The 22,406-nt window shown below is 58.0% G+C and carries 21 protein-coding genes; 12 read left to right on the forward strand and 9 right to left on the reverse strand.

Features of this window, described 5'->3' with window-relative positions:
• Positions 1–3 precede the first annotated feature (3 nt).
• Entirely contained in the window at positions 4–231 is a 228-nt protein-coding gene (locus D1823_RS01245; RefSeq protein ID WP_254683768.1) for a DUF333 domain-containing protein, read from the reverse strand.
• Between the two features lie 133 nt (positions 232–364).
• On the opposite strand from D1823_RS01245, the gene D1823_RS01250 reads away from it, so the two are divergent.
• The 3 genes from D1823_RS01250 to D1823_RS01260 all read left to right on the forward strand — a co-directional run bounded on the left by D1823_RS01250 (position 365) and on the right by D1823_RS01260 (position 3,878).
• Complete coding sequence (locus D1823_RS01250; protein WP_117872592.1) at positions 365–1,180, forward strand: TIGR00282 family metallophosphoesterase; 816 nt, start codon at positions 365–367, stop codon at positions 1,178–1,180.
• A gap of 87 nt (positions 1,181–1,267) precedes the next feature.
• Positions 1,268–3,046 carry an SLC13 family permease gene (locus D1823_RS01255; protein ID WP_117868254.1) on the forward strand — a complete coding sequence of 593 codons (1,779 nt, stop codon included), beginning with the start codon at positions 1,268–1,270 and terminating at the stop codon, positions 3,044–3,046.
• A 94-nt stretch (positions 3,047–3,140) separates the two neighbouring features.
• On the forward strand, positions 3,141–3,878 hold the full coding sequence (locus D1823_RS01260; protein WP_117868255.1) for a YbaY family lipoprotein: 738 nt from the start codon (positions 3,141–3,143) through the stop codon (positions 3,876–3,878).
• 13 nt (positions 3,879–3,891) lie between these two features.
• On the opposite strand, the gene D1823_RS01265 is transcribed toward D1823_RS01260, so the two are convergent.
• The 4 genes from D1823_RS01265 to D1823_RS01280 all read right to left on the reverse strand — a co-directional run bounded on the left by D1823_RS01265 (position 3,892) and on the right by D1823_RS01280 (position 9,018).
• A complete protein-coding gene (locus D1823_RS01265) occupies positions 3,892–5,553 on the reverse strand; it encodes an FAD-binding dehydrogenase (protein ID WP_117868256.1) in 1,662 nt (553 codons plus the stop codon).
• Positions 5,554–5,563: 10 nt separating this feature from the next.
• Complete coding sequence (locus D1823_RS01270; RefSeq protein WP_117868257.1) at positions 5,564–6,421, reverse strand: bile acid:sodium symporter family protein; 858 nt, start codon at positions 6,419–6,421, stop codon at positions 5,564–5,566.
• Between the two features lie 73 nt (positions 6,422–6,494).
• Entirely contained in the window at positions 6,495–7,229 is a 735-nt protein-coding gene (locus D1823_RS01275) for a glutamine amidotransferase (protein ID WP_117868258.1), read from the reverse strand.
• Between the two features lie 16 nt (positions 7,230–7,245).
• Positions 7,246–9,018, reverse strand: a complete 1,773-nt coding sequence (locus tag D1823_RS01280; RefSeq protein ID WP_117872594.1) for an SLC13 family permease — start codon at positions 9,016–9,018, stop codon at positions 7,246–7,248.
• A gap of 110 nt (positions 9,019–9,128) precedes the next feature.
• Here D1823_RS01280 and D1823_RS01285 point away from each other — a divergent pair, with 110 nt between their 5' ends.
• Together D1823_RS01285 and D1823_RS01290 are read left to right on the forward strand one after the other, a co-directional pair.
• Positions 9,129–9,869 (forward strand): YebC/PmpR family DNA-binding transcriptional regulator, encoded by a 741-nt coding sequence (locus D1823_RS01285; RefSeq protein ID WP_117868259.1) that lies wholly within the window; start codon positions 9,129–9,131, stop codon positions 9,867–9,869.
• A 147-nt stretch (positions 9,870–10,016) separates the two neighbouring features.
• A complete protein-coding gene (locus D1823_RS01290; protein WP_117868260.1) occupies positions 10,017–11,297 on the forward strand; it encodes an MFS transporter in 1,281 nt (426 codons plus the stop codon).
• A gap of 11 nt (positions 11,298–11,308) precedes the next feature.
• On the opposite strand, the gene D1823_RS01295 is transcribed toward D1823_RS01290, so the two are convergent.
• Both D1823_RS01295 and D1823_RS01300 read right to left on the reverse strand, forming a co-directional pair.
• A complete protein-coding gene (locus D1823_RS01295) occupies positions 11,309–11,998 on the reverse strand; it encodes a nitroreductase family protein (protein ID WP_117868261.1) in 690 nt (229 codons plus the stop codon).
• A gap of 26 nt (positions 11,999–12,024) precedes the next feature.
• Positions 12,025–12,918 carry a LysR family transcriptional regulator ArgP gene (locus tag D1823_RS01300; RefSeq protein ID WP_117868262.1) on the reverse strand — a complete coding sequence of 298 codons (894 nt, stop codon included), beginning with the start codon at positions 12,916–12,918 and terminating at the stop codon, positions 12,025–12,027.
• A gap of 87 nt (positions 12,919–13,005) precedes the next feature.
• Between D1823_RS01300 and D1823_RS01305 the strand changes: the two genes are divergently transcribed.
• The 7 genes from D1823_RS01305 to D1823_RS01335 all read left to right on the forward strand — a co-directional run bounded on the left by D1823_RS01305 (position 13,006) and on the right by D1823_RS01335 (position 19,488).
• The gene (locus D1823_RS01305) at positions 13,006–13,605 is read left to right on the forward strand and encodes a LysE/ArgO family amino acid transporter (RefSeq protein ID WP_117868263.1); all 600 of its coding nucleotides are present in this window, start codon (positions 13,006–13,008) and stop codon (positions 13,603–13,605) included.
• A 40-nt stretch (positions 13,606–13,645) separates the two neighbouring features.
• On the forward strand, positions 13,646–14,554 hold the full coding sequence (locus D1823_RS01310) for a DMT family transporter (RefSeq protein ID WP_117868264.1): 909 nt from the start codon (positions 13,646–13,648) through the stop codon (positions 14,552–14,554).
• Between the two features lie 87 nt (positions 14,555–14,641).
• Positions 14,642–15,214, forward strand: a complete 573-nt coding sequence (betI, locus tag D1823_RS01315; RefSeq protein WP_117868265.1) for a transcriptional regulator BetI — start codon at positions 14,642–14,644, stop codon at positions 15,212–15,214.
• Positions 15,211–16,719, forward strand: coding sequence for a choline-sulfatase (gene betC, locus D1823_RS01320; RefSeq protein ID WP_117868266.1), 1,509 nt, complete (start codon positions 15,211–15,213; stop codon positions 16,717–16,719). The genes betI and betC overlap by 4 nt, the downstream gene beginning before the upstream one ends.
• A 67-nt stretch (positions 16,720–16,786) precedes the next feature.
• Positions 16,787–18,445, forward strand: a complete 1,659-nt coding sequence (betA, locus tag D1823_RS01325; protein ID WP_117868267.1) for a choline dehydrogenase — start codon at positions 16,787–16,789, stop codon at positions 18,443–18,445.
• A gap of 88 nt (positions 18,446–18,533) precedes the next feature.
• Positions 18,534–19,148 (forward strand): thermonuclease family protein, encoded by a 615-nt coding sequence (locus tag D1823_RS01330; protein ID WP_254683769.1) that lies wholly within the window; start codon positions 18,534–18,536, stop codon positions 19,146–19,148.
• A 100-nt stretch (positions 19,149–19,248) separates the two neighbouring features.
• The gene (locus D1823_RS01335) at positions 19,249–19,488 is read left to right on the forward strand and encodes a YdcH family protein (protein WP_117872596.1); all 240 of its coding nucleotides are present in this window, start codon (positions 19,249–19,251) and stop codon (positions 19,486–19,488) included.
• A 75-nt stretch (positions 19,489–19,563) separates the two neighbouring features.
• Here D1823_RS01335 and D1823_RS01340 read toward each other — a convergent pair whose 3' ends face one another.
• Together D1823_RS01340 and D1823_RS01345 are read right to left on the reverse strand one after the other, a co-directional pair.
• Entirely contained in the window at positions 19,564–20,964 is a 1,401-nt protein-coding gene (locus D1823_RS01340; protein ID WP_117868269.1) for a short-chain fatty acyl-CoA regulator family protein, read from the reverse strand.
• 63 nt (positions 20,965–21,027) lie between these two features.
• Positions 21,028–22,233, reverse strand: coding sequence for a multidrug effflux MFS transporter (locus D1823_RS01345; protein WP_117868270.1), 1,206 nt, complete (start codon positions 22,231–22,233; stop codon positions 21,028–21,030).
• Positions 22,234–22,406 lie beyond the last annotated feature (173 nt).

Consider the following 22,406-nt stretch of genomic DNA (forward strand, 5'->3'; position numbering starts at 1 on the left):
CTGCTACTTCTCGAAGTGGCTGCGCAAGTAATCCCAGGCATCCACCTCGGTGCCGTCCTTCAGGATGCAGATGCCGTAGACGCTGCCGTCTTCGTTTTTTCGAAGTTGGTAGGTCCCGTCGTTTTCAATGCAAAAGGTCGCAGCGGGGTTGGGCATGGATGTCTTGGTGCCTTCGGCCGCGGCAGCAGTTGCCGCCAGAAGGCAGCCTGTCAGAACAATTGACGACTTCACGAAGAATTCCTTCCGTATTCAAGAGATGTCTCGAAACATTGCCGCGGCAGAATTTGATTTCAACCCCGAAGTCTGCCGGAAATTTCATGCTTCCGCCTTGTTATTGCCCTGCGCAGCCCCTACGACCCGGATCATGAGGATTTTGTTTCTTGGTGATGTCATGGGGCGCGCGGGGCGCGCTGCCGTTCAGCAGCACTTGCCGCGTCTGCGCGACGAATGGCGGCTGGATTTTGTTGTGGTCAACGGTGAAAACGCGTCCAACGGCATGGGGCTGAGCGGGGATCACGCCAGGCTGTTGCTTGATGCCGGGGCAGATTGCCTGACGCTGGGCGATCATGCCTTCGATCAGAAAGACATGCTGCAATTTATCGAGAAAGAACAGCGAATCGTACGGCCCGTGAACTTTGCCAAAGGCGCGCCGGGACGGGGTCATCGGCTGTTCACGGCGCCGGGTGGACGCAAGGTTCTGGTGGTGCAGGTGCTGGGTCAGGTCTTTATGAAACGACCGTTTGACGACCCGTTCTCAGCCATTGAGCCGATTCTGAAGTCTCACCCGAGAGGCGGGCAGGCGCAGGCCATCATCGTGGATATGCATTGCGAGGCCACGTCCGAAAAGATGGCGATGGGCCATTATTGTGACAAGCGCGCAAGCCTTGTGGTGGGGACGCACACCCATGTGCCAACGGCGGATTCCCAGATTTTGCCGGGTGGCACCGGGTATCTGACGGATGCGGGCATGTGCGGAGACTACGACTCGGTCATCGGGATGGACAAGCAGGAGCCTATGCGCCGGTTCATCACCGGTATGCCCAAGGCACGCTTTACCCCCGCAACCGGTGAAGCCACTCTGAGCGGCGTGTTTGTGGAAACCGACGACCGTGACGGACAGGCCAAATCCGTGCGTATGGTGCGGGTCGGAGGGCGTCTGGAACAAGCCGGGCCCGAATAGTCATCGTTAGGCTTGCTCTGTCGGGCGCAATGCGTGAAACTGCATGTCATCAGGCGCTTGGGCCGGGGTTCGGACAGAATACCACGAATGAATTTCCTTTCACTGACAGACACAGGAAGCGCAGTTCTGGCGCTGCTCATCGTTGCGGGCATGTTCATCATGTTCCTGCGCGAAGTTTATCCGACCGAAGTCGTAGCCCTTGGCGGTGTTTCTCTGATGCTTGTAACTGGCATCCTACCCTATCAAAGCGCGCTTGCGGTTCTGTCCAACCCGGCACCCTGGACGATTGCCGCGATGTTCATCATCATGGGGGCCTTGGTGCGGACCGGAGCCTTGGACTCGTTCACTTCGACCGCACAGAAGCAGGCTCAGGTAAACCCGCGTATTGCCATCGCTTTGCTTATGGGGTTTGTCGTGCTGGCCTCGGCGGTGGTGTCGAATACGCCAGTGGTTGTGGTCATGATTCCGGTCTTTGTGCAAATTGCCCGCACGCTGAATGTTCCCGCATCCAAATTGCTGATTCCGTTGAGTTACGCAGCCATTTTGGGCGGCACGCTGACGTTGATCGGCACGTCCACGAACCTGCTGGTGGATGGCGTGGCCCGCGCGCAGGGGATGAAAGCCTTTACGATTTTCGAAATCACGCCTCTGGGGATCGCGCTGGTGATCTACGGCATGATTTATTTGCGCTTCATCGCGCCCAAACTGTTGCCCGAGCGGGACAGCATGGCGTCGCTGCTCAGTGACCGGTCCAAGATGAAGTTCTTTACCGAGGCCGTCATTCCGCCGGATAGCAACCTGATCGGGCGCGAAGTGACCGGCGTGCAGTTGTTCAAACGCCCCGGCGTGCGCCTGATAGATGTCATCCGGGGGGATGAGTCGTTGCGGCGTAATCTGAAAGGCGTCGAGCTGAAAGTAGGCGATCGGGTGGTTTTACGCACCGAGATGACCGAACTTCTGAGCCTTCAGAGCAACAGGGAACTCAAACGTGTGGATCAGGTATCTGCCGTTGAAACCAAGACGGTTGAGGTGTTGATCACACCCGGGTGCCGTTTGGTGGGGCGGACCCTTGGAATGATGCGGCTTCGGCGTCGCTATGGCGTTTACGTGCTGGCGGTGCACCGCCGTAACCAGAACATTGGTCGCCAGTTGGATGATTTGGTGGTCAGGGTTGGGGATACGTTGCTTTTGGAAGGTGCCCCGGCGGATATCCAGCGGCTTGCGGCTGATATGGACATGGTGGACGTCACACAACCATCGGCTCGAGCATTCCGTCGAAGCCATGCACCCATTGCGATTGGTGCTCTTGTAGGGATTGTCGTCCTCGCCGCGCTGGGCATTGCGCCCATCCTGTTGTTGTCGATTGTGGCCTGCGCCGTGGTTCTACTGACCCGCTGTATCGACGCGGATGAGGCGTTTTCCTTTGTTGAAGGTCGCCTGTTGGCGTTGATCTTCGCGATGCTGGGCATAGGGGCTGCGCTGGACAGCTCTGGCGCGGTTTCTCTGATCGTCGAAGCTGTTGCGCCGGGGCTCAGTGCCTTGCCGCCATTCCTGATTATCTGGGCGATTTATCTGCTGACCTCGGTGCTGACCGAACTGGTCTCCAACAACGCCGTTGCGGTTGTCGTCACTCCGATCGCCATCGGTCTGGCGCAGGCTGTCGGGATAGATCCGCGTCCGCTGGTCGTTGCGGTTATGGTGGCGGCCTCGGCATCGTTTGCAACACCGATCGGGTACCAGACAAACATGATGGTCTATGGTCCCGGAGGCTACAGGTTCACCGATTTCATGAAGGTAGGCGTGCCGCTGAACCTGACGGTCGGATTGTTAGCGTCCCTGCTTATCCCATTGATCTGGCCGTTATGATATCGGCACAGATTTGCCGCTTTGCTTGCGGCGTACTTGTAAATATCGGATGAACAGCAATCTTTTGTAGAACTGATATTTAAAGGGTACTGCTATGCTGACACTCGTCCGCACCACGTTTCCTGCGGTTGCTTTCGCCACCGTTTTGAGCGGCACATCGCTTGCTGGAACCGTCGAAGGAACTGCAACCTACCGAGAGCGTATTGCGCTTTCGCCCGACACGACCTTGTTCGTCGAGCTTCAGGATATCTCATTGGCGGATGCGCCGGCCGAAACGCTTGCCGCGCAGAGATATGCCCTGACCGGTGTGCCGGCGCAGTTTGAACTGACCTATGATGATGCGTTGATTCAGGACGGGCGCAGCTATGCCGTGCGCGCTTCGGTCATGCAGGGGCAAAAGCTGTTGTTCACCACCGATACTGTCTATCCGGTTCTGACACATGGGGCCGAGAATTCAGCTGACCTGCTGATGATACAGGTGCAACACCAAGGTGCCGCGATGCTGGAAAACACCGAGTGGTACGCCTCGGGCCTCAATGGTGCGCCTATTGAGACAGAGAAACGTCCTGAACTTGCTTTCGGGCAGGGCGGGGCCTTTTCAGGAAACGGCGGTTGCAACCGGTTCAGTGGCCAGGCCGAGATTTCTGCCAATCGGATCGAGTTCCCGGACAATATGGCCGCAACGCTCATGGCGTGCCCACCCCCGCTAGATGAGGTCGAGCGGCAGTTTCTGAAAGCGATGCAAAGAGTCACGACCTTCGCGGTGCAAGGCAACGCGCTGGCCTTGCTGGATGCTCAGGGTGAGCCGGTGATCAAACTGGTACGCAAGTAAAAGGGCAGGGTTGTCAGGCGACGGCCCTCGATCGCCCTGCGTTGCGACCTGAAAAGATGCAGCCACCCAGGAACGTTCCCTCCAGCGCGTTGTAACCGTGATAGCCACCGCCACCGAACCCGGCGACTTCGCCGGCAGCGAAGAGGCCGGGCACCACTTGACCGTCGGCACCGATCATCTGACTGTCCAGATTGGTCTGCAAACCGCCCAGCGTCTTGCGTGTCAGAACATGCAGCTTGACCGCGATCAACGGGCCGTTGGACGGGTCAAGGAACTTGTGAGGTTTGGCGGTGCGGATCAGTTTGTCTCCACGATAATTGCGGGCTGCAAGGATCGCCATCATCTGCGCGTCTTTTGAGAAGGGATTGTCGACCTGAGAATCCCGCGCTTCGATCTGGGCGCGCAAATGGGCCTCGTCTATCAGCCCCCCACCCAAATGGTTCATTCCGTTGACCAGCTCGGTCAACGTGTTGGCAACAACAAAATCCTCGCCTTTCTCCTTGAATGCCTCGACCGGGGCGGTCGCTTTGGACCCGGACAGAATTCGTTGACGAATAACCTCTTTCCAGCTGCCTGACGTGAAGTCTGGGTTCTGCTCGGACCCGGACAGGGCGAATTCCTTCTTGATCACCTTCTGGGTCAGAACAAACCAACTGTATTCATACCCGGTTTTCAGGATTTCGCGCAGTGTCCCCAGCGTATCGAACCCGGGCAGGCAGGGGGGGTGCAACCGGTTTCCGCGTGCATCGAACCACATAGAGCTGGGGCCGGGCAGAATGCGAATGCCATGGGCGGGCCAGATCGGGTCCCAGTTGCGAACGCCTTCGGTGTAATGCCACATGCGGTCACCATTGATGACATGGCCACCTGCTTTTTCACTGATAGCGATCATACGACCGTCGACGTGAAACGGTACCCCTGCCACCATGTCCTGTGGCGGTTCCCCTAGACGATCCCTGGGCCAGTTCTGGCGCACCAACTCAAAATTGCCACCAATACCGCCAGAGGTGACGATCACAGAAGGCGCATAAGCCTCGAACTCGCCGACCTCGTCGCGGTTGGTTTTGCCGCCGCGCTGGGCGGTGTCATCGGCCAGAACCTCGCCGGAGACGCCTTTGGCGGTGCCATTCTGCATAATGATATGGCTGACCTGATGACGGTACTTCATCTGGATCAGCCCGGCACTGGCATGGTCGCGGACGCGACGGATGAAGTGTTCCAGCACTCCGGGGCCGGTGCCCCACGTGATGTGAAAGCGCGGGACAGAATTGCCGTGCCCGTTTGCGTAGGACCCGCCGCGCTCGGCCCAGCCTACGACCGGAAACCAGCGCAGCCCCATCTCGTGCAGCCAGGGGCGCATTTCGCCAGCTGCGAACTCGATATAGGCTTCGGCCCATTTGCGAGGCCAGGTATCTTCTTCCCGGTCAAACTGCGCGCTGCTCATCCAGTCGCGCAACGCCAGATCGTGGCTGTCGCGGATACCCATACGGCGTTGTTCCGGGGTGTTGACCATAAACAGGCCACCCAGGCTCCAGAATGCCTGACCGCCCAGAAAGCCTTCTGGTTCCTGATCGAGTATGATTACCTTTTTACCTCGGTCGCCCAGTTCAGCTGCGGCGGCCAATCCGGCCAGACCAGCACCGACAACGATCGCATCAGCAGTGTTGTTTGTCATAACGGTCCTTTCAGCGCCTGCGGAACCAGACAAGAAACGGCAGAACCACGGCGTACATCGTAATACCATAAACCGCCGAGGGCAGGGCCAGCGGGCTGAACCCGCTTTCGGTATTCGTAATCAGCGCCGCCAGTGTAATGCCCAGCGTGGAATTTTGAATTCCGGTTTCGATTGAAATCGTCTTGCACTCATTCCAGGACAGGTTTGATATCCTCGCCAGCCCTAATCCACAGAAAAGCAATACGATATTCAGAGAAATCAAGCCGGCGCCCATGATGCCGAGATTTTCGACGAACAGTTGCCAGTTCCCGGCCAGTGCAGCGGCAACGATCAGCACGAACAAAACGGTCGCGAGCGCCGACAACCCCGGCTCCACACGGTTTGCAAACCCCGTTGCAAAGTTGCGAATCCCTACACCAATGGCCACCGGTAACGTAGTGATCAGGAACAGAGCAACAGCCAGCCCGGTGATGGAAACGTCAGGGGCTTCGTCGCCCATGAAATGCGCGATCGACCAGGCGGCCAATATTGGTACGGTTACGATCGACAGAAGGCTGATCACGGCGGTCAGGCTGACTGAAAGCGCGACATCGGCCTTGGCGAGCTTTGACAGGATATTGCTGGTTACGCCGCCTGGACAAAAACTGAGCAGCATGAAACCAACCGCGATTTCAGGCGGCAAAGCAAAAATTTTGACCGTCACAAAGGCCGCCACCGGCAATAGAACAACCTGACTTGCCGCCCCGATGGCAAAGGCGCGACGTCGGCTCAGGACACGGCGGAAATCTGCGACCTCCAGTCCGATACCCAGAGACAGCATGATAACGGCCAGTGAAACCGGCAGGCCGACGTTAATAAGCAGATCCAAGGACAACTCCTCCCAAAGTTGCGTCAGATCAGCCTAAGCGAGGCGGGAAGGCTCAGGCAACCGCGCCGTTGGGTCACTCGTATCGTCTGACGAACCGGCGCAGGATCTCGCCGGGTTGTGTGACATCGGCAGAATGGCAGTGGTCGATCAGTTTCTGCGCGTCTTCAGGCGGGAAATAGCCGTGGTTTTTGTAGATATTGATGCGCTGTTCAAAATCCCTGGCGTCGGCTTCGGGATGGAACTGCGTGGCATATACGTTCTGCCCCCAGCGGATCATCTGGAACGGGCAGGGGTCTGACGCGACAAGGTGCACGCACCCTTTCGGCAGAGCCTGAACCGCTTCCTTGTGACCAACGAAAGCGTCAAAGGTGGCCTCCAACCCTGCGGTCAACGGGTCCTGCTGGCCTTCCGGGGTCAGATGGCAAGTGGATGGTCCGACGGGTTCGCCATATCGGGCCTTGCTGACGTCGCCGCCCAGATGCGCAGCCAGAATACCAAGGCCATAGCAGCAACCCATGAACGGGTGATCCCGTGCGATGATCTGCGGCATCAACCCCATGATCGTCGTCTCGATCCGGGCATCCAACGGGGATTTGGTCGCCGGGTTGTCACTGACGCATCCCGGTCCGCCTCCTACGATGACACCGGCGTAGTCCGTGACATCCAACCCCTCGGGCAGGTTTTCGCAGTCCAGACGGACGCGATGGGTCTGATCGGGCGACAACCCGCTCCGGTTCAGGATCGAGGCGTACTCGGCGTCGGACGCATCGGTTTCGGGGCGCAGTTGCAGGATCAAAAAGCGTTTCATGCGCAGCCTTTACCTGTCACAGCGGCCAGAACACAAGAATGGCAGGAACAGAAACGGCGATGATCAGCATCTCCAGCGGCAATCCCATGCGCCAGTAGTCACCGAATCGATAGCCGCCGGGGCCCAGAACCAGCGTGTTGTTCTTGTGCCCGATGGGGGTCAGGAACGCAGCCGAGGCCGCAACGGCCACGGTCATCAGAAACGGGTCGGGCGATACCTCAAGGGTACGTGCCATTTGTATCCCGACCGGCGCGGCGACAATGGCAGTGGCGGTGTTGTTCAACACGTCCGACAACGTCATCGTGACAACCATCAGTACCGTCAGAATGGCCCAGGCAGGCAAGCCGTCGGTCAATTGGATCAGAGCGTTTGCGATCAGTTCGGTGCCGCCGGATGTTTGAAGGGCACTGCCCAGCGGGATCATTGAGCCCAACAAGACGACCACAGGCCATTCGATATGATTGTAGATGTCAGCGATTGGCATGATCTTGGTCAATACATAGGCAATGACGACCAGCCCCAATGCGACAGGCAGGTAAATCAGCCCAACACTTGCCGCCAAAACAGCCGCAGCAAACAGACCAATAGCCAACCATGCCTTTTCATTTGCAGTTACGCTCAGCCCACGTTCAGCAAGCGGCAGGCAGCCAAGCCAATCGGTCACATCGGCAGAACGATCTCGGGGGCAAAGCAAAAGTAGGATATCGCCCGGCTCCACCTCGGTCTTGCGGACCTGCTCGGTAATGCGACGCCCTTGTCGAGAGATGCCCATCAGGACGGTGCTTTGGCGCCAAGCCAACCCGACACCTTGTGCCGTGCGTCCGGCGATGCGGGCGTTTTCCGGGACTACGATCTCGATTACCTCCAATCCATCGCCCTCGGCCGTCAACAGTTCCTGCCGTCGGGTGTCCGAGAAATCGAGGTTGAGGGCGGCACGAAACTCATCCAACGCTTCCGGACGGGCTTCTAATACCAGCGCATCACCTTCTTTGAGAGTGGCGTGCGCCGACCTGCCATAGCGACGTTTGCCATCCCGGATAAGGCCGATGATCGCCACGTCTGATTTCTCGGCAACTTCATAAAGCTCGCTGACCCGTTTACCGATATGAGCAGAGTCGGGTGGGACGGTCAGTTCGGCGATGTATTCGGCCAGTGCCTCAGATGTCTCGGCTTGCGGCCCGCGATTGGGGATCAGGCGCCATCCTACCAGAGCGACAAAGGCAAGGCCGGCGATCGCGGCCAGCCCACCGACAGGGGCGAAATCGAACATGTGGAACGGTTCGCCCAGTGTTTCCTGCCGGATCGATGCGATGATGATGTTCGGGGGGGTCCCGATCAGCGTGGCCATCCCCCCAAGAATGGTCGCAAAGCTCAGCGGCATCAGGGTCAGACCCACAGACCGGCCTGCTTTGCGTGCGGTCTGAATGTCCACGGGCATCAGCAGCGCCAATGCGGCCACGTTGTTCATGAAGGCCGACAAAACCGCGCCGATCCCGCCCATCAGCGCAATATGCGCGCCGAGGCCACGCGAGGCATCAACCAAAGTGCGGGTAATCAGGAAAACGGCTCCCGACCTGACCAGACCAGCAGAGACCACCAACACCAACGCCACGATGATGGTGGCGGGATGGCCGAACCCGGCAAAGGCATCATCCACCGGCACGACGCCCAGCACGACGCCGATCATCAGCGCAGCAAAGGCCACAAGGTCGTATCGAAACCGACCCCAAAGCAGCATTCCGAAGACCGTGATGAAAAGCGCAAAAAGAATGATCTGATCTGTCGTCATGCCGTCACCATACAAGCCAGTGAAGCCGTCGCAAGCCACTCTCTTGATCCTGCCCCCCGCAAACGTCTATATGAGCGCCGAACACGCAATAACGATGACGAGGACGCATTATGGCAGGCCACTCCAAATGGGCCAACATCCAGCACCGCAAGGGGCGTCAGGACGCCGCGCGGTCCAAACTGTTTTCCAAACTGTCGAAAGAAATCACCGTTGCCGCCAAGATGGGCGACCCGGATCCGGAAAAGAACCCGCGCCTGCGTCTGGCGGTGAAAGAGGCCAAGTCGAACTCGGTCCCCAAGGACGTGATTGACCGCGCGATCAAGAAATCCGTTGCAGGCGAAGGCGACGATTACGAAGAAATCCGCTATGAGGGCTACGGCCCCAACGGCGTGGCCGTGATCGTTGAAACCATGACAGACAACCGCAATCGCACCGCCTCGACTGTGCGTTCGACCTTTTCCAAGAACGGCGGCAATCTGGGTGAGACGGGCTCGGTCGGGTTCATGTTCGAACGCAAGGGCGAAGTTTTCTATCCGGCTACTGCGGGTGACGCAGACACCATTTTCGAAGCCGCAATCGAGGCCGGCGCGGAAGATGTCGAAAGTTCAGAGGATGGTCACGTCATCTGGTGTGCAGATACGGATCTGAACGAAGTTTCGAACGCGTTGGAGGCTGTGCTGGGTGAATCGGAATCCACCAAGTTGGTCTGGAAACCGACCACCACGACCGAGCTGGGTCTGGAAGACATGCAAAAGCTGATGAAACTGGTGGATGCGCTGGAAGACGATGACGACGTACAGCGTGTCACGACCAACTTCGAAGCCACTGATGAGGTGATGGCGCAGCTCTGAGCTGTTACAGAACCTGATTGTGAGACCCGGCTCAACAGACCCGGTTTTTTCGTTTTCGGACAGTTTCGAAGAGGTGTTGGCTGAACCCTTCGAAACGCTTAGGCTGGTACAACTTGGAAGTTCTGGGACGATGCCACCGAAAGATCCATGACGGATGTGACTGCTGATAAGACCAAGCGAAACGTGCCGGTTCTTGCTGGGCAGAGTATCGTGTCTCAGGTTGCGTGGACTCTGGGCAGCCCATCGGTGGTTTTGCCATTTCTGGCCGTGTCATTCGAATTGCCGATGTTCGTGGCGGGCGCGCTGGTTTCGGTGCGGATGATTGGCAGCATGATTTCCGACTTTTTCCTGGCGCAACCCATAGCGGCGAAATCGCAAAAGAAGCGCGCCATTGCTCTGACCGAAGCCGTTATCGGTGCCTGTCTTGTTCTGGCGATGGTGGCTGCCGCGACCGGGAACGTTCCGTTGATCGCAGTGGTTTTCGTGGCGGTCTTTTTCGTGATCGGCCTGGTGGATGAAGTTCAGAACCTGATGCTCACCGATCTGTTGGGCGATCATGTCCACTCGCGTTCGCGCATGGTCATGCATTACCTGCAACTTGGGGGCGGGGGCCTTTGTGCCATCGGTCTAGCCCTGTTGGTGCATCAGATCACCAAGGAAAACCCACCTTTTTCACGCCATTCAACCATGATCGGCGTATCGGTTGCGTTTTTCATGCTTTCAGGAGTTTTGATGCTGGCAATGACAGAGAATACCCGCTCTGCGGAACCGGTAAAAAAGACTGGAACCAAACCCAAGCTGTCGTTCACGGCCAATGCCCGGGGTATCCTTGGCATGTTCGAATACACCTGGTTTCGGCGTTACATGGTTATGCGTATACCTTTGGTGGCTGTGTCGCTATCCGTCCCGTTCTTCGCGCTGATAGCGGCAGAGGCGCATCATGGCTCGGCCAGGGGTCTGACCGCGATGATTGTTTCATCTGCTTCGGGCTATCTTGTCTCGGGGCCGTTGTGGCAGGTCGTGAATATGAAATCTCATCGTGCCGTCATGGTGGTCGGGACACTCCTGGTCGCCGTTACCGGAGGTGTTCTGCTGGCATTCCACTACATGGGTATCGATCACGATGTACACCTGCATGCGATAGCGCTGTTTGTTGTCACCGTCGCGGTGACCGGGATCAGCAGCGTGCGCAAGCTCTATTTTCTGGACGTCGCGCCCAAAGAGCAACGCGTTCAGGGATCCGCAGCTATCAAATCGTTTACTCGATTGTTGGCGGTGCTGCTTTCGGCAGGGCTGGCCGCAGTCGCCCATATGCATGAGGTTGCCTTGGCTGTCGCGTTCATAGTCGCGGCCAGTCTGATGGCTTGCGTGACGTGCTACCTAACGATGTCGCCCGACCGGGAAGATTCTCCCCGGCCACAGAGCTAATGCAGGTACATTCAGAAGAACGAGGAAATCTCTTCCAAAGGCTTCTTTAGCTTTGCCACAGAAGGTACGGCCGCGGTTTCCGAGGGATGACCAACTGCGATGATCATGGTTGGTTTCTCTGATGCGGGCCGGTCCAGTGCGTCGTTCAGAAAGCGCATCGGGTTCGGGGTATGGGTCAGGGTGCTGAGGCCGGCGTGATGTAGCGCGGCCAACAGAAAGCCGGTGGCAATGTTCACACTCTCGGGCACGTAGTAATTCTTGTACCGCGTCCCGTCTTCGAATTGCCCCCAGCGTTGGGCAAAGACCACGATCAGCCACGGGGCGGTGGTCAGGTGCTCTTTGACCGCGTTGGTCCCGATGGGTTCCAACGCCTTGATCCATTCATCGCCCGCCCCTCCCGCATAGAACCGGCGCTCTTCTTCTTCGGCTTCCTCGCGGATGCGCAGTTTCAGCTTTGGGTCCGAGATGGCAGCAAAGTGCCAGGGTTGATGGTTTGCACCTGACGGCGCTGTTCCCGCGGTGCGCAGGCAGGTTTCGATCACATCGCGAGCCACCGGGCGAGTGGAGAAATCCCGAACGGTATGTCGCCGGCGCATCTTTTCAAAAAAAGCCACGGCCGCGCCCAGCATGTCTGCATCACTGATCTCGCATCGGTCGGGCAGGGGAATGGGGTCATAACTGAGGGCGTCGCGTGAGAGCATTGGTTCCTCCGATCGAATGAGTCTGACTATTTGCCTTGCGACGGGAGCAAAACCCGTTGCGCAGCATGCTGGACCGCTTGTGTAAGGGGTTTGAGCGCTGGCGCAAGAACCCGTCCGACCTGCCAGCTAAGGGCGACGTCCAGTGGCGCATTGGGAACGATAGGGCGCAACTGTCCACGCTCCATGGCGTTTTGCACAAGGGCTGCCGGGTTCATGCCCCAGCCAATCCCGGCGATCGCGGCATCAACGAACCCTTGAGAAGATGGCAGGAAGTGCGAAGGCGGTGAAAGACGACTGCCGGTGCGATGTGCGATCCACGCTTTTTGCAGGCCGTCTTTCCTGTTGAAGACAAGGCAAGGTGCTTTGCTGAGCGTCTTCTCGGTCACGCCGTCCTTGAACCACGCATTGATAAAGTCCGGGCTGGCGGTTGGCAGATACCTCAACACGCCCAGTTCAATCGCGTCACAACCGCTTATGGTTTGTCCGCCGACGGTGACGGCGGCGCTGACCTCGCCTCGCCTCAGCCAGTCTGCCGAATGGTCCTGATCGTCGATCACAAGGTCGAACAGCATGTCGGGAACACGCGCCATCGCGTCAATGAACCAGGTCGCCAGAATGTCGGCGGGAACCGCAATGCGAACCCGCGCGGACCCGGGTTCTTGTACCAGCGCCAATTCACGGGCCAGTTGCGCCTCCAGCAGCCCGACATCTTCGGCGTATCGCGCGATGCGCTGACCTGCCGGCGTTCCGGTGCAAGGGGTTCCCCGATGTATGAGCGAGGCACCCACCCGATCCTCTAGCGCCTTTATCCGCTGGGATATCGCTGACGGGGTCACGGCCAGTTCCGCCGCCGCTGCATCAAAACTGCCATGGCGCAGAATGGCTGACAAAGCGGCCAATTGGTGAGGGTCCAGCAACATTAGCAGAGCTTAACCAAGGGAAACATCTTTAATTTGATAGATCGTATCGCGGCCATTAGTCAACGCAATGGCAACGCAGGAGATACCATGCCTACATCCGTGATCGCCGGTTTTGCGCTGGGTTTCAGTCTGATCCTCGCCATCGGGGCGCAGAACGCCTTTATTCTGAGGCAGGGCTTGCGGCGCGAGCACGTTTTTATTCTGTGCCTGACTTGTGCAGTGTCTGATGCCATTCTGATCGGAGCGGGCGTGGCAGGTTTTGGCACTCTGGCACAGGCTGCACCCTGGTTTGAGGCTGTGATGCGATACGGAGGGGCGGCATTTCTGATTTGGTACGGCGCGCGCAGCCTCCGGTCGTCCTGGCTGGGTGGTTCGGTGATGGGAATCGGCAATGGTGAGCGAACCAGCCTCAAGGCTGCGCTGCTGACGGTATTCGCGTTCACCTGGCTGAATCCGCATGTGTATCTGGATACGGTCGTGCTCATCGGCTCGATCTCGGCCCAATATGACGACCGGCTGGGTTTCGCCCTTGGCGCGATGACATCCAGCTTCGTGTTCTTCTTTTCGCTTGGTTACGGCGCGGGTATTCTGTCCCCGGTTTTTGCGCGTCCCCGGGCGTGGCAGGTTCTGGACGCCGGGATCGGCGTGGTCATGTTGGGTATCGCCCTGAAACTTGTTATCATGTGAAGGGTTGTTCCCGGTTGGATTTCGGTGTTCAACCTAAACCATGTCAACACTCGCCGTATCGTCTCGCCCGCTTGCCGGAATGTTCTGGATGTTTGCCGCCGGCTTGTCCTTTGTTGTGATGACCGCGCTGGTGAAGTCGCTGGGAACATCGATGAATTCCATCCAGGCCGCCTTCCTGCGGTATGTGCTGGGTTTGGTGTTTCTTTTGCCAGCCATGCGGTCGATCATGGCGACACATCTGACACCCCGCCTGTTGACGCTGTTCGGTCTGCGAGGGGTCGTGCATGCGGTTGCGGTCATGCTCTGGTTCTTTGCCATGACACAGATACCATTGGCCGAAGTCACCGCTATGAATTACATGACGCCGGTTTACGTCACCCTGGGGGCAGCCCTGTTTCTGGGCGAAAAGCTGGCCTTTCGCCGGATTGCGGCAATTCTGGTCGCTCTGGTTGGCGTTCTGATCATTCTGCGACCAGGGTTTCGCGAAGTGTCACCGGGTCATCTGGCCATGCTGGGAACGGCCCTGACGCTGGGGGGGTCGTATTTGTTGGCCAAGATTCTGGTGCGTGATGTGCCGCCATCCGTCGTCGTGGCGCATCTGTCGATCTGGGTGACCGTTGCCCTGATACCTTTTGCGATTGCCGTTTGGACGCAGCCAAGCCTGCGGGATCTCGGGGTTCTTTTTCTGGTGGCCAGCTTTGCGACAGCTGGGCACTATTTCATGACCTTGGCGCTTCAGGCGGCACCGGTGGCCGTTACACAGCCAGTAACGTTTCTTCAGCTGATATGGGCCACGATCTTGGGCGCTGCAGTGTTCCATGAAAGCGTTGACGTGTGGGTTGTCGCGGGCGGCACACTGATCCTTGCCGCCGTAAGCTTTATCTCATGGCGCGAATTCGTGCTGAACCGCAGGGACTTGACGCCTCCGAGTATTGCGCCGAAGCTGTAACGACACTGCTCCCCGATTTTTCATTAATTGACGAGTCAATAAAAACCCCCTAGCTTGGTCCCGTGACGCCTGCTCAAGGGGAGAACGATGCCAAAAGTCGGAATGGAGCCAATCCGCCGGGATGCGATTGTTCGTGCGACAATCGCTGAATTGGGCGTGAAGAAATCCCTTGATGTAACAGTCAGTCAGATTGCCAAGCGTGCGGGCATGTCCAGCGCTCTGGCGCACCACTACTTCGGCGGCAAGGATCAGATCTTTCTGGCTGCAATGCGGCAGATCCTGTCAGACTTCGGCAAAGAGGCGCGGGGCGAACTGAAAGCAGCCGCGCCGGACGACAGGGCTCAGGCAATTGTCAGGGCGTGTTTTGCGCCCTCTTGTTTCACACCCGATGTGATTGCGGCCTGGATGACCTTCTACGTGCTGGCTCAGACCAATGATGACGCCCTGCGCCTGTGGCAGATCTATCAGGCTCGGATCAAATCCAACCTGACTGACGCCCTGCGGCACAAGTTGGCCGACCCTCAGGAGGCGGCCGAGAACATGGTTGCCTTGATTGACGGTCTGTACATCCGCGCCGCACTCAGCGCCCCTGAAGAACCGCAACTGGCCGTGAACCACGCGATGCGTGTGCTCAACACTCTGCTCGAGGCTGAAAAATGACAAAACCGAACATTCTGATCCTGATGGTGGATCAGCTCAACGGGACTCTCTTTCCAGACGGTCCCGCTGACTGGCTTCACGCTCCGAACCTGAAGAAACTGGCGGAACGGTCAACCCGGTTTGCCAATGCTTACACGGCGTCGCCCTTATGCGCGCCAGGGCGGGCCAGCTTCATGTCCGGTCAATTGCCGTCGCGCACCGGCGTCTATGACAACGCAGCCGAGTTTCGCAGCGATATCCCCACATACGCACATCACTTGCGTCGGGCCGGGTATTACACCTGTTTGTCCGGAAAGATGCATTTCGTAGGACCTGACCAGATGCACGGGTTCGAAGATCGCCTGACCACAGACATTTACCCGGCCGACTTCGGGTGGACCCCGGACTACCGCAAGCCGGGGGAACGGATCGACTGGTGGTATCACAACATGGGGTCCGTCACCGGCGCTGGCATTGCCGAGATTTCAAACCAGATGGAATATGACGACGAGGTCGCCCACAATGCCAAAGCCAAGCTTTATGATCTGGCACGCGGCAAGGATGACCGCCCATGGTGCGTGACCGTCAGCTTCACGCATCCGCATGACCCATACGTAGCCCGTCGCAAGTACTGGGATCTGTATGAGGATTGCGAGCATCTTCTGCCCAAGGTTTCTGACATCGGCTATGACAATCAGGACCCGCACGCTCAGCGGATTTTTGATGCCAATGACTGGCGCAGTTTCGACATCACCGAAGATGATATCCGCAAGTCCCGCCGCGCCTATTTCGCCAATATCACTTATATGGACGACAAGATCGGGGAAATCCTCGAAGTGCTGGAAACGACCCGGCAAGAGGCGATCATCCTGTTCGTTTCGGATCACGGAGATATGCTGGGCGAACGGGGCTTGTGGTTCAAGATGAACTTCTATGAAGGCTCGGCGCGGGTGCCGCTGATGATCGCATCGCCTGATCTGCCAGCAGGTCGGATCGATACTCCGGTATCAACAATCGACGTGACACCGACCCTGGGGGCCCTGGCAGGTGTAGACATGGCCGAGATCGCCCCCTGGACCGACGGCGAAAACCTCGTGCCACTGGCGCAAGGCGTAGAACGAACCGCGCCAGTCGCCATGGAATACGCGGCCGAGGCATCCTACGCGCCGCTGGTCTCGATGCGATATGGCAAGTGGAAGTACAACCGCTGTGCATTGGACCCAGATCAGTTGTTTGATCTTGAAGCCGACCCGCACGAGCTGAACAATCTGGCAGGCAGTCCCGAACACGCAGGCACGCTGCAAACTCTGCGTGCCAAATCCGAGGCCCGTTGGGATCTGGATCGCTTCGACGCCGATGTCCGCGCCAGCCAGGCGCGGCGCTGGGTTGTGTACGAAGCGCTGAGGCAGGGCGGATACTATCCGTGGGATTATCAACCGCTGCAAAGGGCGTCGGAACGCTACATGCGCAATCACATGGATCTCAACACCGTAGAGGAAAGCGCCCGGTTCCCGCGCGGCGAATAACCTCTTCATATATTTGAAAATACTCCCGTCGAACACATCACGTCTCGGCGGGTCAGGAGTTGTGGAAATGGAAGCAGATTTTGTCATCGTCGGCGCAGGGTCCGCAGGCTGCGCAATGGCATATCGTCTGAGCGAGGCCGGGGCCTCGGTTCTGGTGATCGAACACGGCGGCACCGATATGGGGCCGTTCATTCAGATGCCGGCTGCACTGAGCTATCCGATGAACATGTCGCGCTATGACTGGGGCTATCAATCCGAGCCCGAGCCACACCTGAACAATCGCCGCCTGGCCTGTCCGCGCGGCAAGGTGATCGGGGGGTCATCCTCGATCAATGGCATGGTCTATGTTCGCGGTCACGCACTCGACTTCGATACCTGGGCCGGGATGGGGGCTGACGGTTGGTCTTTTGCGGATGTATTGCCCTATTACAAACGGATGGAGACCTGGCATGACGGGGGTCATGGCGGCGATCCGGTATGGCGCGGCACCGACGGCCCACTGCATGTGTCGCGCGGCCCGCGCGAGAACCCGCTGTTTCAGGCCTTTGTGGACGCAGGCCAGCAGGCCGGATACGAGGTCACCGGCGACTATAACGGTGAAAAGCAGGAAGGCTTCGGCCCGATGGAGCAGACTGTCTGGAAAGGACGGCGCTGGTCTGCGGCAAATGCCTATCTGAAGCCCGCGCTCAAGCGCGACAATTGCGATATCGTGCGCGGCCTGGCATCTCGGATTGTCATGGAAAACGGTCGCGCCATTGGCGTCGAATTGATCCGTGGCGGTAAGAAAGAAGTCATCAAAGCCCGGCGCGAAGTTGTTCTGGCGGCGTCCTCGATCAATTCGCCCAAGCTGCTGATGTTGTCGGGCATTGGCCCTGCGGCGCATCTGGCCGAGCATGGGATCGATATTGTCGCGGATCGCCCGGGCGTTGGTGCCAACCTGCAGGACCATCTGGAACTGTATATTCAACAGGCGTCGCTGCAACCGATCACGCTCTACAAGCACTGGAACCTGATCAGCAAGGGCCTGATCGGGGCGCAATGGCTGTTTACCAAGACCGGTTTGGGCGCATCGAACCAGTTCGAAAGTGCGGCCTTCATCCGGTCGAAACCGGGTGTGGAATACCCTGATATTCAGTACCACTTCCTGCCCATTGCGGTCCGATACGACGGGCAGGCAGCGGCCGAGGGACACGGGTTCCAGGCGCATGTTGGCCCGATGCGGTCGCCGTCACGCGGGGCGGTCACCTTGCGGTCTGCCCAAGCCGCAGACGCGCCGGTGATCAAGTTCAACTACATGAGCCATGAAGAGGATTGGGAAGACTTCCGCACCTGCATCCGGTTGACACGCGAAATCTTTGGGCAAGACGCCTTCAAACCCTATGCAGGCAAAGAGATTCAGCCGGGGGCCGCTGTCCAATCGGACGAAGAACTGAACGCCTTTATCGCGGAACATGCGGAAAGCGCGTATCACCCCTGCGGCACCTGCCGGATGGGGCGCGCGGATGACAAGAACGCGGTGGTCGATCCCGAAGGTCGTGTGATTGGTGTGGATGGGCTGCGCGTTGCGGACAGTTCGATCTTTCCACAGATCACCAATGGCAACCTGAATGCGCCGTCGATCATGGTGGGCGAAAAGGTGTCGGATTCGCTTTTGGGCAAAGATCCGTTGCCCAAAGCCAACGACCGCCCGTGGATCCATCCCGGCTGGGCAACGGCGCAACGTTAACCTTTCCAAACGGCCCCCGGTTGAAGAAGCGCGAAATACCGCGCATATCGGGGGCATGTTAAGGATTTGTTTAGCTTTTGTTCTTCTCGTGCCAGGTCTGACCCACGCGGCAGAACGACTGACAGGCCGGGTTGATGTCATTGATGCGGACACCTGGGATGTCGGCGGTGTCCGGGTGCGGCTGCACGGTATCGATGCGCCCGAACTGGAGCAGATCTGCCAGGATTCCAACGGATCAAGCTGGCCATGCGGAGCGTGGGTCACTCATATGGTTCAGGAACAATTTCAAGGACGGATGACCACATGTGTCCCGCTGGATCGAGATCGCTACGGGCGCATCGTTGCTCGGTGCAGCGTTGAACACGAAGACGCCGCTGCCCAGATTGTAGAGCAGGGATTGGCCTTTGCGTACCGCAAATATTCGGACGCGTATGCAGGCGCCGAGCGGGTCGCGAGGATTGGAAACAGGGGATTGCACAAGACACAGATTCGGGTGCCTTGGGTGCACAGGGCACGCAAGAAGCCGAAATCCTCTGAAACATGCCTTATCAAGGGAAATGTTTCGTCAAAGGGCGAAAAGATCTTTCACGCACCGGGCCAGAGGTACTATGCCAAGACCCGGATCAGTGCAGCCAAGGGCGAGCGATGGTTCTGCTCTGCTGCCGAAGCACGCGCCGCGGGGTGGCGTGCTACGCGACGCTGAATTCTGCAAGAATCCTGTATGAAATTGATCCGCGTCAAAGAAGGCGACGCGTCACGCTTCTACCACTGATATGCAACGACATATGAAGGAGCGAACAGAGATGTCCCACACCCCGCATGAATTGGCCGAAGAGTTTCCGGACAAGGTTGAACTGATGAGCCAGCTCAAGCAAACGGACGCACATTTTGCCCGTCTGGCTGATGAGTATCACGAGGTCAATCGCATTGTGCATCGGGCCGAAACCAATGTCGAACCAATGGAAGAACTGGCCGAAGTTGATTTGCGCAAGAAGCGGGCAGCTCTGAAAGATGAAATCTGGGCGCTTTTGTCCAAAGCTTAAAAAACAGTGCCGGGGGCACTGTCCCTGTCCCGGTCTGGGTCGGGCTCCCCCGGCACACTTCTGGCCATGTCAAGATCAGGTGACTTCGTAGGGCAGGGTACCGCGCGTATGGGTGTCGATGCTGAGGCGGCGTTCCAGCGGCGGGACCGAACGCTGGTGGCAGTTTTGTCGCTCGCAGATGCGGCAGGAAATGCCGATGGGCTCGTAGGCGCTGGCGTTGTTTATGTCGAGGTTGTCGGCATACACGAGCGCCGGGGCATGGCGTACCTCGCACCCCAGCGCAATTGCGTACCGTCTGACCGGCGCGCCGAATGAGCCTCCTGATTTCGACACATCCCGTGCCAGCGAGATGTAACGCACACCATCCGGTGTTTCTGCCAGTTGCCTGAGGAAATGGCCCGGCGTTTCAAAGGCCCGATGCACGTTCCAAAGGGGACAAGCGCCACCGAACCGCGCAAATTGAAGGCGCGTGGCCGAGTGCCGTTTCGTGATCGTCCCGGCCTGATCCACGCGAACGAAAAAGAACGGGATACCTTTTGCGCCGGGGCGTTGCAGCGTCGACAGTCGGTGTGCAACCTGCTCGATCGAGGCGCCGAACCGGTTGCTGAGCAGCTCCAGATCGTGGCGCTCTTCCTGAGCGGCGGTCAGAAACACGGAATAGGGCATCAAGGAAGCGCCCGCGAAATAATTGGCAAGGCCGATCTTTGCGATGGACCGCGCCTCTTCGCTTTGGAACTTGGCAAAATCCAGAGTCGCTTCCAGCAGTTTGTCCTGACTGATCAGTGCGACTTGCAACAGCAGCTGAAACACTTGCGTTTGCGGAGCCGAGCGCGACGAAAGGCGAAGGACCTTGCTTTCGGCGTCATATGTGCGCAAGGGGGCGATGTCAGAGAACATCACTTGAATGCCGCGCTCCGTCAGGCTGTTCAAAGCAGCTTGCCGGATATTGCCCGGCCCTTCAGCGCGGTTGGCGAACAGTTCTGCCGCCCTGTCCACGGCGTCGATATAGTTGTCGCAATAGTGAAAGAAGTCCCGTACCTCCTCCCAGGGGCTGGCCTGCATACGGGCGTCTTCCCGTCCCAAGGCTTCGTCCAGAGAGGCGAGACGCTCATGTGTCTGCCGGTAGGTTTTGTGCAGCTCGATAAATGCGCGGGCCAATGCCGGGGCGTTTGATGCCGTCAGGCGTAAATCGGCGAGTGGCGGTAGAATATCCGCAAAAACCGGGTCGGCCAGAGCTTCGCGCATATCCGACACCAACCGCTCGCTATCACCGGTGCTGAGCTCGGTGACATCCATGCCAAACTCTTGCGCCAGAGCCAACACAACCGTCGTCGAGATCGGCCTGTTGTTGTTCTCCATCTGGTTCAGATAGGGGAGTGAAACACCCAGTTTCGCCGCGAATTCGCGTTGTGTCAGGGCCAGTCGCGTGCGCATTTCGCGCAGTTTCGCGCCGGCATAGAGCTTTTGGGTGGCCATGAGGTGCCTTTGCAAGTTTCCTATTTTGGAAGACTAACTTTGCAAAGTTTTCGGGGCAAGTCGTTACAGCCCCAATTGACGCTCTCGCCGAATGACGGAACCAATTGCGAAAATCGCCAGAACTGCGGATGTGAGCATCAGCCAGAGCAAGGGCATGGCGCCGGTTTCCCGGGTCAGCAGGGTGCCTGCCAATGCACTTAGCCCGGCGCCGCCACCCAGCATGATCGCTCCGCTCAACCCCGAGGCGGTTGCCGCCAGATGCGGACGAACCGACAGTGCGCCGGAAGTTGCATTGGGGATGGCCATGCCGTTTCCGACGCCTACAAAGGTCATCAAGCTGAAAAAGCTGAGTGCGGTGCCCTGACCTGTGAGAAACAAAGATGCTGAAAGCGCAACACCCAACGCGTTAAGCAAGCTGCCCCACAGCACCATTCGGTTGATGCCAATCTGCATGGAAAAACGACCGCTAAGAAAGTTGCCAACAAAGTAGCCGACTGCGGGAGCGCCGAAATAAATGCCTACCTGCGCCGCGCTTAGTCCAAACAATTCGGTTCCGATAAAGGGTGCGCCGCCGAGATAGGCAAAGAAGGTGCCTGACGAAAAGGCGCAGGACAACGAATAGCCCCAAAAACGTGGCGATGTCAGAAGCTCGGGGTATTCCTTGAATTGCTGAACCAGGGTCTTGCCGCTTTTGGCTGATGTTTCTCCGAAATCCGCGAACGTCAAGGCAAGCGTCAAAGCCCCGATGGCAAAAGGCAGCCAGAAGTTTGCTTTCCAGCCAAAGCTTTCCTCCAGAAGTCCGCCGATCGCCGGGCCGATCATCGGAACCACGGCCATTCCCATGGTTACGTAACCGATCATGGATGCGGCCTGATCCTGATCGTACATGTCCCGGACAGCGGCACGGCTGAGAACCATGCCTACAACGACGACCGCCTGGCACATTCTGAAGGCCAGAAAGATTTCAGCTTTGGGGGCATAGATGCATCCCAGAGTAGCCAGCAGGAACAAACCAATCCCCCACAGCAGAACTGGCCTGCGACCAGCCTTGTCTGCAAGCGGTCCGATCAGGATTTGAAGAACTGCATTGACCAGAAGATACAGCGCGATCGACAGCTGCATGACCTTGTAATCGGTGCCAAAATACACTGCCATATTCGGCAGGCTGGGCAGGAACAGGTTCATGCTTAGCGCGGACAAGCCCGCGAGCAATACAAGTGTCGCCAATGTGGGTGGTGTGCGGTGAACCGCGCGAGAGCTGAACTGCATAGTTCACATGTATAGTCACGGAATTTTGGATTGCCAGCCATCCATCAAATCCATCGCAAAACTTAGCAAGTTTACAGTTATCCAGATTGTTGTTGCTGAAAGTTTGCAAATTTGCCGAAAAGGGCTTTGGATAAGAAGGCCGAAAGGGTAGGGTCCCGGCAAATTTTACAAGG

Source organism: Ruegeria sp. AD91A (assembly GCF_003443535.1).
Taxonomy (GTDB): domain Bacteria; phylum Pseudomonadota; class Alphaproteobacteria; order Rhodobacterales; family Rhodobacteraceae; genus Ruegeria.

Excerpts from the sequence above, each read along its gene's own strand:
- D1823_RS01250 (WP_117872592.1), top strand. The coding sequence starts at position 365 with ATGAGGATTTTGTTTCTTGGTGATGTCATGGGGCGCGCGGGGCGCGCT.
- D1823_RS01255 (WP_117868254.1), top strand. The coding sequence starts at position 1,268 with ATGAATTTCCTTTCACTGACAGACACAGGAAGCGCAGTTCTGGCGCTG.
- D1823_RS01260 (WP_117868255.1), top strand. The coding sequence starts at position 3,141 with ATGCTGACACTCGTCCGCACCACGTTTCCTGCGGTTGCTTTCGCCACC.
- D1823_RS01265 (WP_117868256.1), bottom strand. The coding sequence starts at position 5,553 with ATGACAAACAACACTGCTGATGCGATCGTTGTCGGTGCTGGTCTGGCC.
- D1823_RS01275 (WP_117868258.1), bottom strand. The coding sequence starts at position 7,229 with ATGAAACGCTTTTTGATCCTGCAACTGCGCCCCGAAACCGATGCGTCC.
- D1823_RS01280 (WP_117872594.1), bottom strand. The coding sequence starts at position 9,018 with ATGACGACAGATCAGATCATTCTTTTTGCGCTTTTCATCACGGTCTTC.
- D1823_RS01285 (WP_117868259.1), top strand. The coding sequence starts at position 9,129 with ATGGCAGGCCACTCCAAATGGGCCAACATCCAGCACCGCAAGGGGCGT.
- D1823_RS01290 (WP_117868260.1), top strand. The coding sequence starts at position 10,017 with ATGACGGATGTGACTGCTGATAAGACCAAGCGAAACGTGCCGGTTCTT.
- D1823_RS01295 (WP_117868261.1), bottom strand. The coding sequence starts at position 11,998 with ATGCTCTCACGCGACGCCCTCAGTTATGACCCCATTCCCCTGCCCGAC.
- D1823_RS01300 (WP_117868262.1), bottom strand. The coding sequence starts at position 12,918 with ATGTTGCTGGACCCTCACCAATTGGCCGCTTTGTCAGCCATTCTGCGC.
- D1823_RS01305 (WP_117868263.1), top strand. The coding sequence starts at position 13,006 with ATGCCTACATCCGTGATCGCCGGTTTTGCGCTGGGTTTCAGTCTGATC.
- D1823_RS01310 (WP_117868264.1), top strand. The coding sequence starts at position 13,646 with ATGTCAACACTCGCCGTATCGTCTCGCCCGCTTGCCGGAATGTTCTGG.
- betI (WP_117868265.1), top strand. The coding sequence starts at position 14,642 with ATGCCAAAAGTCGGAATGGAGCCAATCCGCCGGGATGCGATTGTTCGT.
- betC (WP_117868266.1), top strand. The coding sequence starts at position 15,211 with ATGACAAAACCGAACATTCTGATCCTGATGGTGGATCAGCTCAACGGG.
- betA (WP_117868267.1), top strand. The coding sequence starts at position 16,787 with ATGGAAGCAGATTTTGTCATCGTCGGCGCAGGGTCCGCAGGCTGCGCA.
- D1823_RS01335 (WP_117872596.1), top strand. The coding sequence starts at position 19,249 with ATGTCCCACACCCCGCATGAATTGGCCGAAGAGTTTCCGGACAAGGTT.
- D1823_RS01340 (WP_117868269.1), bottom strand. The coding sequence starts at position 20,964 with ATGGCCACCCAAAAGCTCTATGCCGGCGCGAAACTGCGCGAAATGCGC.
- D1823_RS01345 (WP_117868270.1), bottom strand. The coding sequence starts at position 22,233 with ATGCAGTTCAGCTCTCGCGCGGTTCACCGCACACCACCCACATTGGCG.